Raw genomic sequence first — 12,703 nt, 5'->3', positions numbered from 1 at the left:
ACGACCGCCTCCGCGCGACTCATCTCCCCAACACTCATCAGGTCCCTCCGCCGAGCCACCCTAACGAAATCCTTGATCGCCCGGACAGCTCCTAGTCGCCCAGCCGCTGCCACGGGCGCAGCCGCCCGAGCAGATAGCCGGCCGCAAGCGCGGCGGCTGCGGTGATGACGACGCCCACCATCAGGACCACCCCATCCCGATCGCGGACAGCAGCTCCATCCGCTTCGGCGTCAGCTCTGGCGGTGTGAGGAACACCGGCCATCGAGTCGCTGACGCACGCACCGGCCAGCCTGCGGTTAGCGTGCCGTCACGATGCGAGGCGGCAACTCGGCCACATCCAGCCGGGCGGGCCAGCAGGTCTCCAGCCAGCGGCGCTGACACCCAAGGCCACCCCGGTTCTGCACGTCCTGTGCGATGGGTTCGCCCTTGATAATCCGATCCGGTGCAGACGCTGACCGGTACGGAGGTCACGTTGGTGGTGTCCGTGAGCCATCCTCAGAGGGAGTGAGGAGTGAGGAGTGAGGAGTGAGGAGTGAGGAGTGGGCCGGGCCCGGCGGCCCGGCGGCCTGGGACGGCGGGGGAGAGGTAGCCGCGGTCCCGTGCTGCTTTGATCCAGTCTTTGATGGTTGGTTCCGGGCGGTTGAACAGGTCAGCTAGGCGGTGATGGAGACCAGGGCCGTTGATGGCTTCACGGAGATAGGCGTGGGCCACGGCGTGCAGGAGTTCACCATCGAGCGGGGGACGCCCTCGCTGTGCTGGCTGTGCGAGTGCGTTCGCGTTCTCCAGGGCTTGGAGGGACGCCGGGGCGAGTTCTGATCCTGCAGCCTGTGGGCGACCCAGGATGGTCACGCCGTCCTCTCTCCAGGACTGGTCGGCCAGCTCGGCCTGGGCCCGGGCGATGATCTGGCCCAGCGGGATGCGGCGCAGCACATCACTCGTGATCGGCGCGGAAACGGTCACCGCTGCGTCGTCGTGTGAGGGGCCGATGAAGTCTCCAAAACCGTCCCAGTACCCCCAATCCGGGCGCCAGAGTTCAAGTTCGATCAGTCCGAGCCCGGAGCCCTGATTGGCCAGAATGCCGTGCACGGTGACCGGTAGATCGGATGCCGTGTAGAGGAAGTCCGCGACGTAGCCGGGTCCGCGTCCCCGTTCCTTGACGAACAGGGTGAGCGAAGGGCCAGGGACCGCGTCCTTGGGAACATTTTCCAGGTCAGGGTAGGCGTCCCAAGGTTCCATCACGGTAGAGATGAGCGACGCCTTCCAGAGATCCAGTTCCTGGGTACGGCGCGAGCAGTCGTAGGAGTGGTCACGGACACGAGGATGGTCCGGCCTCAGGCGGCGCTCCCCAAAGGGAGCTTCGGGGTTGACGTAGTCGTCCGTACTGAACTCGGGCTTGGGCATGTCTCCAGGCTAAAGACAACCGGTTCGCAGGGTGGAGGGGAAAAGCGGGTGAGTAGCTTCGCGCGACAAGTCACCCGCGTCACAGCGAAGCGGGCCACGCGAGTCGCCGATCAGCCGGGGTACGGCTGCGCGAGGGGTCCGGCGGGTGGCAGGGAAACCCGGAGTGTGGGCCCCTACGGCTTCGCTAACTTGACCTGATGACACCTTCGATCCACACACGCCCAGCGGATGGACGGCTCGTATGACATCCGCGGCCTCGCTGTTCGCCTGCCGCCCCGCGGACGTGACCCTGGAGCGGGTTCGCGAGCTGGTTGCCATCGGCCAACCCGAGAGCCTGACCCTGGAGTACAAAGAGAAATACACCCCCAAGATCCCGACCTCGGTCGCGGCAATGGCCAACAGCTACGGCGGCCTCATCCTGGTCGGCGTCACCGAGCGCAGCATCGACGACCGGATCATCGGCGTGCCCGAGGACGCGATCGTCCAGATCGTCAACGGCTGCCATCAGACGCTGGAGCCGCCCTGGGAGCCGGAGATCATCCCGGTTCCCCTGCCTGAGACCGACGACCGGATGATCCTGGTCGTCCGCGTAGACCCGGCCAAGGCATCCCGCCCGCTTCTGGTCCAAGGCGCCGCCCCGATCCGGCTGCACGGACGCAACGCCCTAGCGGACCGAGCGGGGCTCGCACGGCTGATCAACGAAGCCGCGCCCCAGGCTGTGGCTGCCGGACTGCGGCTGCCGCCAGCCGACCTGCCCACGGACGACCAGGGGAAGCAGAACGCTGACTTCCTCGTGCGTACAGGGATGTTCGTTCCGGTGGACGCATCGGCCACCTGGCGCCCGCTGTCGGAGCGCGGCGTGCAGGCATTCGCCGACGCGCTGAACAACTCCCCCCTGCACCACGCCCTGTTCCGCTGGTGCGCATCGATCGGTGAGGGTGGCATGAGCCCCTTCCACCGGTCGGGCTTCAACCGGGCCCGCAAGGTCCGGCTGCTGTGGCAGGGCGGCCCGGACGGAGGGCCGCTCTTCCCGCTGGAGGCCGTTGCCAGGATCGACCTGCCGGACGCCTACGGGGCTCCCGTCTCGCACCTGCAGGTCTCCTTGCAAGTCGTCGCGCGCTTCCGGCACACCCTCGGCCGCGCGGCGTCCCTGTCCGTTGCCCATCTGCACGAGCTGGTCGACGCCCTGACGGCCACGCTGGTCGATGACAAGGTCACCGGAGCGCTCGCCGCTCTGGCGGGTGTCGATCCTCTCGTGATGCCCCAGCCGCTCGGCTTGGACTTTCTCAGCAGCACGGACATGCCGGACCTGCTCGCCGGGAACGGATTGACCTTGGTGCCGGACGCTGGCACATCACGAGGCGCCAACCTGCTCGCTGACCCGGGCGTCGACCAGCGCGACCCTGCAGAGCGCCGTGCGCTCGTCGACAGTTGGCTCCAGCAGATCAGCCTGGACGCCGGCCTGCTCGGTATGGAGAAGGTCCTGGAACAGCTCCACAGCACCTCCCCTGACCCTCAACCGCGACGTCTTCGCCGCACAGACGCCCTGTAAATGTCCGAGAGGCGGCGGGGCCGGGCAGGGTGTGTCGGCCCGGCGCCCCGCCGCCGGTTCAGCCGATCAGCTTGTGTAGCACGGGAACTTCCAGTGCCAGGATGGAGACCGATGGCACGCGCTGGCCTAGCCTTGGCCCAGGTGCGCTTGCCGACCAGGCGCGGCGCCGGGGGAGGGCAAGGACGCGTGTTCGACAAGTGGCTCAGGCCGCAGGACGTAGAGCAGCCGGACGGGCTGCTGGGGTACCAACTGCTCGCCGACGAGGGGCTGATCGAGGACGGCGAGCTTGTCGAACGGCTGGGCCACGAGGTGATGCGCAACTACCTGGCTCCCGGTGAGCTCGCCAACGTCTTCGACGACCTGGGTGCGCCGGAGGTTGCGGGCTACTTGCGCAAGAACAAGCTTCCCGTGGACCGCAAGATCCGGCACGGGGACTTCGGGGAGATCGTCACAGGTGCGCTCTACCGCAGGGTGCGCCGGTGGTGCGTCCCGGTCCTGAAACTGCGCTACAAGCAGACCCCGGCCCAGGCCGTGCAGGGCACGGACGTGCTGGCGTTCCGCTTCCGGCAGGACCCTCCGGCGATCGCCGTGCCGGAGGTGAAGACCCGCGCCTACCGGGACAACCGGGTCGGCAGCGAGGCATACGACAGCCTGGAGAAGGTGCTGGACAGACTGGACGAGAGCATCCACTTCCTCATGGCACGCTGCGCTGACCGCGGACAGGTGTTCCTCGCACGTCGGCTCGGCTCCCTGCTGCGCGATCCAGGGCGGCGCCGGGTGGAGCGGCACATGCTCTTCGTCCACGACGCGGGGTCGTGGAAGGAGGACATCGTGGCCGGGCTCGGCGTGAAGGTGACCCAGCGCACCGAGCTGACCGTGGTCAAGATCGACGATCTCAAGGAGTTCGTCGGCCGCGTCTACGAGGCGGCAGAGACGGCCCCCAGCACCACCAGCAGCGGCAAGGACAGCGGAACGGCGGCGGGAACAGCGTGAGGGACGACGACGGGACCGTACGGCGCCTGGGTGAAGAGGCACTGGCCACGGGAGAGGCATCCCCGGTCCTGCGCAAGCAGCTGCGCTCCCACGTCCTGGCCGAGCAGATCAGCGCCGAGGGAACGGCCGGCTACACTTACGACCCCGCTGCGCTACGCCGCGGCCTCTCCCTCGCCCGGCTCGGGCAGCTGGCCCGCACCCCTCGCGAGCGCCGCGCGGATCCGGGGCCGCTGCCGGACATCGCCCAGGCCTACGCCGACCTCGCAGCCCGGGCCAACACGCCAGAGGCACGGATCGAGCTGCTGGCGATCTCGGCGACGATGTGGAGCCTGGCCGGCTACCAGGCCAACGCCACTGCCATCGCCCACACCTTCCAGCAGGAAGTCGGCAACCTGTTCTCCTACGGGGACATGCCCGACACCGACGCTCTGACCGCCGCCGCCCCGTTCCGGATCGCCGAGGCCGCCGGCGCGGTCCTGCGCCGCGACATCGACACCACCGCCCGGCTCGGCGCCGCCGCAGCGAGCGAACTCCCACGCCTCGGCCGCGCACTCACCGCCCAACTCGCCGCTGGTAACGCCGAGCAGGCGGACCTTGCCGTGCTGGCCGCCTACGGCCTGGTCGGCCGCTCGGCACGCTCCCTGGCCACCCTGTGGCGTACCGGCGACCGCGCGGCCGGGCGCGCCGCGGTTAGCGACCTGAAGCAGGCCGCTGCCATCCTCCTCCAGGCCTCCGTCGCGGACACCTGGACCCTGGTCGACTCCCTCGCCCACGCTGTCGAGGACATCGTCGCGACCTCCCCGTGGCTCCTGCTGCGCCGCGCCTCCAGCTGGTCGAGGACCTGGGAGCGCTATATCAAGGCCCTGATCGTCTCCGACCGCCCGCTCACCCAGGTCTGGCCCTCCCAGCGCACCGCCCTGGACGCCGGACTCCTCGACGCCCGGGCCCACAACTTCACGGTCACCATGCCCACCTCCGCGGGCAAGACCCACATCGCCGAGTGGGCCATCCTCCACGCCCTCGCCGACACCGGCGAGGCCGACGACAGCCCCCTCGGGCTGCTTCTACGCTTTATGGACCCGCCGCTGGCCGTGTACGTGGTGCCCACCCGCGCGCTCGCCGCCCAGGTCGAACGGCACCTCGCCGCCAGCCTCGAACTCGTCGGCCTGCGCGTCTCCTCCCTCTTCGGCGGCGCCGAACACGTCCGCTACGAGAACCACCTCCTGGACTACACCGACGTCCTCGTCGTCACCACCGAGAAACTCGACCTGCTACTGCGCAACACCCCCGAACTCGCCGGCCGGCTGCGCCTGGTCCTCGTCGACGAAGGACACTCCATCGACCGGTCCGCGCGCGGGCTGCGCCTGGAGATGGTCCTCACCCGGATCCGCCGCACCACCCCGCAGGCGCGGATCGTCCTGCTGTCCGCGGTCCTGCCCAACGGCGAAGACATCGCCCGCTGGCTGGAGCCCACCGCCCACGGCACCAACCACGCGAAGATCGACTGGTCGCCCTCCCAGCTACGCACCGGGATCTTCTCCTGGCAGGGGCAGGAGAAGGACGGACAGACCGGCAGCATCCACTACGGCACCGCCCAAGGCAGAGACTTCTTCGTACCCAAGGTGCTCACCCGCCACCTCGTCCGAAAGCGATTGTCCCCGCGCGACGCCAAGGACGTCGCGGCCGCACTGACGCTGCACTTCGAACACCTCGGCCCGGTACTGATCTCCACCACCCAGCCCGCCTACGCGCAGGCCGCCGCGCGCGCCCTGCAAACGGCACTGAAGAAGACAGACACCCCAGTGCTCGGCGTGCGGAACCAGCGGGATCAACGCTTGGCGCTCTCGGAGCGAATCGCCGAGCACCTCGGCGAGGAGCACGAACTCACCGTGATGGTGACCCAGGGCATCGCCTACCACCACGGCACGGTCCCGCAGCCCGTCCGGCACCTGCTGGAGCGCGCCTACCGCGACGGCGCACTGCGCGTGCTGTGCGCCACCAGCACCCTCTCCCAGGGCATGAACCTGCCAGTCAAGACCGTGCTGGTGCACAGCACCTGGCGGAACCAAGAGCAGATCGGCGTCCGCGAGTTCTGGAACGCCGCCGGCCGAGCCGGCCGCGCCTTCCAGGAGACCGAGGGCCACGTCGTCCTCATCGCCAAGGACGCCGAGGACGCCCGAAAGCTTCGGCGCCGCTACCTAGACAAGGGCAACATCGAACCGGTCCTGTCCACCATCGGTGCGCTCTACCACCGCCTCGCCATCACGAGACTGGGCGCCCGCCCCGCCCCGGGACAGAACCTGACAGACATCGAACTGCCCGACCCAGAAGAGGAAGAGCTGACCGACTGGGCGCAGGCGCTCGATCTCCAGCTCCTGACGATGCTCGCCGAAGAAGTCGTCGACACCCCCGACCAGCAGCTGCTGGAGGACGCGGCACACGACCTGCTCGCGCACACCCTGGGCGGCCACCAGATCGGCGCCCAGGAGTGGTCCCTCAAGCCGCTCGCCCGGTTCACCGCCCGCCGCGTCGCCGCTCTCGCCCGACAGCTCCCCGACCCGGCCGCCCGCGCGGCGATCCTGCGCACAGGACTGAGCCTGCAAGGCGGCCTCGACGCGATCACCGCCGCCGAGCAACTCGCGAATACCCTCACCGAGCACCCCGGCCTCCTCACCCCCGCAACATGGCCAGCCCTGCGCGACATCGTCCTGACCGCCGCCACCACGATCCAGGAACTCCGCCGGAGCGCCACTGCCAAGGACCGGCCGATCGGGGCGGTCGTCCCTCTCGCCGGTGACTGGATCGCCGGCTGGACGCTCCAGGAGATCCACAGCCACTACGAGCTGCTCCTTGACGCTAAGGACATCACCGTCACCTCGGACTACATCGACAAGGTGATCGTCCAAGACCTGGCCTGGGCCGTCTCCTCGATCCTGCAGATCCTGGAGACCCGCCACGGCATCACACCCGAAGGCTCACTCGCCGCCCTGCCGGCCATGCTCAAGTACGGCGTTGACACCGCCCCTGCCTGCTACGCCGCCAGCCTGGGCATCCACCAGCGCAGCGAGGCAATCGACCTGGCCGCACGCTGCCCTGTTCTCGAGCCGTCCTTCTTCGATTTCACCGGCTGGCTCGGCAACCTCACCACCGACGAGATCACCGCCATCACCACCCCCAGCACCGCGTCCCTGCTCATCCGCAGTGCCGAGCGGCGCAGCCCCCGCACCGTCCAAAAGACCATCCTCAGCGGCCGCGGAACATTCACCACCCCCCTGCGCGGCGTCCGGCACACCTACAGCGATGGGTACCTCGCCGACCTGCCCGCGGGAACCGTCCTCGACCTCGTTCGCGATTACGACAACCCGACTGACCCAAACGCCATCCGGGTCGAGCACAACGGCCTCCCTCTCGGCTGGATCGCCAAGGGCACCGCCCGGCCGCTCGCGCTGGCCCTCGACGACCGGCCCGCCCCCTTGGTCACGGCCGTCCTGCACACCGACACCCGGTCCCTCGCTGACACCACAGGCACCGACCAGCTGGCTGGCTACGATCAGGTCGATCTCACCATCACCATCAGTCCCAGGGCATAGGGTTCGGAGCCGTCACACGCATCACCTTGGCCGCCGGACGCCGTCGCAGACAGAGTCCTGATGTCCGTCCCCGCCACACCGCCGTCCGTTCTCTGAGCCCGTGCAGATCACCCTGCACAGGCCCGCTACTTGTCGCTACGACCAGCGCATCCCGATCGCGGACAGCTGCTCCATCCGCTCCGGCGTCAGCGTCGCGGCCCTGCTCCGCTGATTGCCGATCCAGGCACCCAGCTTCAGCTCCCGCGCCTCCTGGTTCTCGCCAACGATCCGCTCAATGTGCTTCCTCGGGACCCGAAGGTGCCCCTCACGCTCGTAGAACTGCCGGGCGGCCGCGTAGTTCATCGCCCACTTGTCGGCCTGCGTGCGGCGCGGGGGCGGCTTCTCGTCCTCGGTCGCGGGCTCGATCCCGAGGACCTGCTCGCACATCCACTGCTGGACGGTCGTGAGCTGGTCCCAGCCGAGCCGCACCGACTGCACCCACCGCCCCAGATCCTCGCCCTGGCGCAGGACTTCGCCCGCCGTGGTGGGCAGCGCCTCGCCCGCATCCAGGTGCATCCGGACCAGGTGGAAGCACCGCTGCCAGGTCACCGGCCAGCTCGGGCACCAGGACGCGTCGATCTCCTCCAGCTGCTCGCGCCGCTCGTCTGACAACGCCCCGGCCGACGACTCCACTGGCAACTCCTCGGCACGCCGCTGCTCGATCTCCTGAGCCTTCCGGGCGGCGGCCCGCGCGTTCTTCAAAAAGATGCCCACCCGGTACCCCTGGAAGGTGGCGTCCAGCGGCGCCAGGAGGTGCCCGTGTTCCGCTGCCCACCCGCGCGCGGCGGACAGGCCCTCCTCCCATGCGACGTCGAAATGGCTCCAGATCATGCCGAGCTTCTCCAGCTGGGCGACGCGGTCCTCGTCCATGTCACCGCGGGCGTAGAAGCGGCGGGCGTCGGCGGTCCACTGCCCAAGCGGGAACCCGGCGAGCGAGGCCGGCCACCCCTCGCCTTCCGCCTCCTGGTCCTCGACGGCGGGCACGCGGAACGTGAACGGCACCTTCAAGTCGCCATGCATGCGGGCGTAGATGACGGCCGCCTCCACACCGCGCCGCCAGTGCTCGTGCTCCGGGTTGAGGACCCGCAGGTTGATGAACGCGGCGAGGGCGGCCGGGTCGCGGGGCGTGGAGAACTTCAGCAGGGCCTTGGCGGGGGCGCTGACGCCCCCGGAGCCCTCGCCGCTCCCACCCGCGCTCTTCCCGCTGTCGTCCTTGTCGACGGGCTTGTAGCGGCTCGGGGCCTGCTGCTCCGCGAGGCTCTCCACGATCCGCACGTCGTGCGCCCGCAGCGCCTCCAACAGCTTGGCCAGCCCGCCGAACGCCCGGGAAGTGAGCATGTTGTCCGCCGTCTCCCCGGGCCCGAGCAGCACCGGCACCACCAGGCTTGCCACCTTGCCCTCGCCCGGCTGCATCCGCAGCGCCCGGCCCACCGCCTGGACCAGGTCCGGCATGGAGCCCCGCACATCCGCCCAGTACACGGAGTCGCATTTTTTGGTGTCGACCCCTTCGCCGAGCACCTTCACCGAGCACAGGAAGCACCTCTCCACGATGGTGCCGTCCGTGGCGATCCCGGCGGCGAACTCGCCCAGCAGACGCCGCCGGTGCGGCGGCTTGTGATCCCCACACAGCCAGTCTGCCCAGATCGTGGCCGGGTACAGCTCGGGGTCGGACGCGTGCAGTCGCTTGGCGATGTCGGGAAGGCCGGCCGCGAACGCTTCGGCCTCGCGGACCTGGTGGTGGAAGACCAGCGTGCGGCGGAAGCCTTCCTCAGCGGACGCCTTCACCAGGGCGGTCTGCAGAGCGGCGAGCCGTGCCCCGCGGACTTCGGCCGACCGGCCTTCGACGCCCAGGAGCTGCGCGGCCTGGAGCGCGGTGTCGGTGACGTCCACGCATACGACCTGGTAGGGGGCACAGATTCCCCTGTCGATGGCTTCCGAGAGCGTCAAAGTGAACGCCCTGCTGCCGAAGGGGCCCTCGGGGTCGTCTTCCATGCTCGCGACCAGCTCGCCGGGTGCGCCGGCCTCGTCCTCGTCCCCGAGCTGCCACAGCCGGGGCGTGGCCGTCATGTACAGACGGCGCAGGGACGGGATCTTCTGGTTGTCGTGGACGACCGCCCACGGCTTCCCGATCCGGCCCGAAACGCGGTGGGCCTCGTCCACAACGATCAGGTCCCAAGCCGCCAAACCCGCAGCGTGCGCCCGCTCCAGCGTGCCCAGACCGAGGCTGGCGTACGTGGCGTACACGGTCACCTTGTCCAGGCCCCGGGTCCACTCCACCAGCTCGTCCACGTCCGTGGTGTTGGGGAAGGACACCTCCTCACCCCGCAGGGAGGAGACCCCGATCATCGGGCCGCTGCGGCCGCCCTTGCGCCAGGCGGTTTCGGTCTGGGCGAGCAGGTCCAGTGAGGGGACGAGGACGAGGACACGGTTCGCGTGGAGCTCTTCGGCGCTGCGGGCAGCGACTAGGGTCTTGCCGGATCCGGTCGCCATGACCACCTGGGTGCGCAGCCCTTGCTCGGGCGTGAGCGCTCGGGTGGGCAGTTCGAGGGCTCGGAGGATCGCGTCGACGGCTTCTCGCTGGTGAGGTCGTAGGTCCACACCGGCTCTTCCTGTTGGTTGGGGCTATGGACTGTCTGCGTTTAGGTGGCGTTGTAGGCGAGCTCGGCCAGCTGAAGGGCGTCGGCGAGGCTTGTCTCGTCGGTGAGGTCGACGCTGACGCGGTACTCCTGGTGCCCGGTGGTAAGGGTCCGGGCGGACTTGATGCCGAGCTCGTCGAGTTGCTGTTGGCTGTAGTTGAGCCGGAGGTTAATGGTGCTGTACTCCGCGTAGACGTAGGCGAAGCCGCCGAACTGGGATCCCTGCCGGCGCAGGCGCAGGTAGCGGCTGTAGTCCAGGGGAGCGTCGGGCAGTGCGTTCTTGCGCTTGATGCCGTAGACACCGACGTTGTCCCACCGGGTCGTCTCATCGAGGAACCGGACGAACAGGCCGGGAGCCGGGCTGCGGAGCAGCAGCTGACGCACCGTTTCCTGTCCCTCGTCAGCCACTCCCGGAATCCGGGCCGGCAGAGTCCCGCTGTCGCGGCCGCCGTCGGGGACTACCGAAACGGCACCACGGTGGTGGTTGGTCAACTCCTTCAGTACCTGCGAGGCATCCAGCTCCTCAGGAGTGCCCTCGAACTGGAACACGGTCACCTTCATGAGATCCCCTCCAGGCTGACTTCCGTGCACTCTACCATTAACTATGTGTAGCTAGTTCAGCTGTATATAGTTGCTCTAGATGCTCGCCGGACGGACATTGAGGGGGAGACGTGAACGGGTCCGTCTCGGCACCGTGTTGGGGCTGTGATGGCAGAAGGCTCCGGTGGGCGGGGCTGTGCTCTGATGGCGCCGCGCCCTCCAAGCGAGTCGAGCCGCCTTCTCTCACATGATGCGAGCATGACAACCGGGCCACCTACGGATTTTCGTAGGCACCATGAGGACCCGGTTCTCAAGTTTGATAACGGGCCTGTCTAAGTGCGGGCCCCTTTTACCAGCACCTTTTTAGGCACAGAGAGGCCTGGCCCGTTATCCAGAACACGTCACTGCATCAGGGTGAGCAGCAGCCAGAAAGAGCGTTATGAAATCGTTATAGGCGAGTTTTTGTAGTCAGACGCTCTGAGCCCTTAAGCGGCTTTTCGCAGCTCACAGAAGGGGGCTAAGAGAAGAGAAGGGCGAAAGCCGGTAAACTTCTTCTTGTCGAAGAGGGGGCGGGGACCTGCTGGACGAAGATATTCCGTTCAGCGCCGCTGTAGGCTGTCTGCCAGCATGAACGAGAGGGAGCTCCCCGCCACCCCCGAGCCGCCAAGCATCCAGGGGTGAACAGTGTGCTCCCTCTCTCGACTCCGAACAGTTAGGACGAAATCGTTGTGTTGAATTATACCCTGCCGTTCCCTCCGAAATGCATAGAGCATCATTTGGGGAACAGTCGCCTAGCTCAGAAATGTGGGCGGTGAAAGAGATGGGAAAGTTTGAAGAGAATACGGACCCTTTCTTTGAGGTAAGGCTTGGAGAATGGCACCTAGTCATCAACAAGACTCCAAAGTGGCCAGTCGAAATCGGCAAGCGAATCGCACTCGGAATCGGTATCGGCATCGGGTTTAGTATCGGAGGTATCGGTATCCTGTCGCTGGTCTCAGATTTCAGCATCCGGTAATGACGAGACCTTAGCTTAGCGACGAAAAGTCCCCGTCCTTCTGGAGTGTTCCACAGGGGAACACTCCAGAAGAATATCTGCCGTCGCTTCACATACGAGCGCGGAAACACGGCTAGAAGCCTTTGTCTCTAGTCGCGCTAAGCCGGCTAAGCGGCGGGTGGGGCATGTTCCCCGTGGGAACACCTGCGGCCCGTACCGCGGTACGGACACTACATGCCTTCCTCTTCCGACTGGTACGTCGTCAACTGTGCTTCTCGGTCTTCAAGATCACCTGCGCGCGGTAGCTCACCTTCGACCTCTGCAAAAGATCTTGCAGGGCTATTTATGGGTTTCAGGGCCAAACAGACTGATTTTTGATAGTGGCCGCTGCTGTACTAGCATCTGCTTCTCCCGGATCGCCAGAAGGCCTCTTCAACGCCTTGGAAGCTTGAAACATGCAGGTAAGCACGATGGATCGGGCTACGGATCACATCCGTCAGGACCCCTCTTTCCCTCCATGACCCCACCCAGAGGGGGAGCGACACGACTGAGCACCGGGGTGCCATGATTCCAGATTCTATCGAAGCAATGAAATGAAGCAAAAATTAGTCAAACTGGTGGCACCGCGCAGATCCCCCTCCCTCTCTCTTGGTCGATCCGCACCCCTCTCCTTGCTGCTCGGGCCGGAGGCCCGTTGGCCGCACCGCGCAGCGGGGCCGGCCGTGTGGCGCACAGCGCCACACGGTGACCGGAGCGCAGCGGAGGCCACGGGCGGGGACGTAATCCCCGTAGCTCCGGGAGCGCAGCGAACGGAGCGTCACCCACCTTGCGCAGCAAGGTGGGTGGGCGGGACGCGCAGCGTCCCGCAGGCGCTCCCGCGGAGCGGGAGCGCAACCCCCGTGCGCAGCACGGGGGTTCGCTTGCACATCGCGCAGCGATGTGGTACCCGCTCCGCGGG

At 67.5% G+C, this 12,703-nt stretch carries 6 protein-coding genes; 3 read left to right on the top strand and 3 right to left on the bottom strand.

Annotated features, from left to right (window positions below):
• Nucleotides 1-495: 495 nt before the first annotated feature.
• Nucleotides 496-1,401 (bottom strand): hypothetical protein, encoded by a 906-nt coding sequence (locus tag ACFY3N_RS36220; protein WP_390821033.1) that lies wholly within the window; start codon nt 1,399-1,401, stop codon nt 496-498.
• A 241-nt stretch (nt 1,402-1,642) separates the two neighbouring features.
• Here ACFY3N_RS36220 and ACFY3N_RS36215 point away from each other — a divergent pair, with 241 nt between their 5' ends.
• From ACFY3N_RS36215 to ACFY3N_RS36205, 3 genes are all read left to right on the top strand, one after another.
• Nucleotides 1,643-2,953 carry a helix-turn-helix domain-containing protein gene (locus tag ACFY3N_RS36215; protein ID WP_390821032.1) on the top strand — a complete coding sequence of 437 codons (1,311 nt, stop codon included), beginning with the start codon at nt 1,643-1,645 and terminating at the stop codon, nt 2,951-2,953.
• A 186-nt stretch (nt 2,954-3,139) separates the two neighbouring features.
• Nucleotides 3,140-3,946: a Hachiman antiphage defense system protein HamA gene (locus tag ACFY3N_RS36210; RefSeq protein ID WP_390821031.1), complete on the top strand. Its 807-nt coding sequence runs from the start codon at nt 3,140-3,142 to the stop codon at nt 3,944-3,946.
• Nucleotides 3,943-7,536, top strand: coding sequence for a DEAD/DEAH box helicase (locus ACFY3N_RS36205; protein WP_390821030.1), 3,594 nt, complete (start codon nt 3,943-3,945; stop codon nt 7,534-7,536). Before ACFY3N_RS36210 ends, ACFY3N_RS36205 begins: the two co-directional genes overlap by 4 nt.
• A gap of 135 nt (nt 7,537-7,671) precedes the next feature.
• Here ACFY3N_RS36205 and ACFY3N_RS36200 read toward each other — a convergent pair whose 3' ends face one another.
• Entirely contained in the window at nt 7,672-10,173 is a 2,502-nt protein-coding gene (locus tag ACFY3N_RS36200; RefSeq protein WP_390821029.1) for a Helicase associated domain protein, read from the bottom strand.
• A 41-nt stretch (nt 10,174-10,214) separates the two neighbouring features.
• A complete protein-coding gene (locus ACFY3N_RS36195; RefSeq protein ID WP_390821028.1) occupies nt 10,215-10,772 on the bottom strand; it encodes a hypothetical protein in 558 nt (185 codons plus the stop codon).
• Nucleotides 10,773-12,703 lie beyond the last annotated feature (1,931 nt).

The sequence above is a fragment of the Streptomyces sp. NPDC000348 genome (genome assembly GCF_042898795.1).
Lineage (GTDB): Bacteria > Actinomycetota > Actinomycetes > Streptomycetales > Streptomycetaceae > Streptomyces.
This window is presented reverse-complemented; position numbering and strand designations above follow the sequence as displayed.

Bases quoted from the DNA above. Each gene is read 5' to 3' on its own strand.
- ACFY3N_RS36220 (WP_390821033.1), bottom strand. From the start codon at position 1,401: ATGCCCAAGCCCGAGTTCAGTACGGACGACTACGTCAACCCCGAAGCT.
- ACFY3N_RS36195 (WP_390821028.1), bottom strand. From the start codon at position 10,772: ATGAAGGTGACCGTGTTCCAGTTCGAGGGCACTCCTGAGGAGCTGGAT.
- ACFY3N_RS36215 (WP_390821032.1), top strand. From the start codon at position 1,643: ATGACATCCGCGGCCTCGCTGTTCGCCTGCCGCCCCGCGGACGTGACC.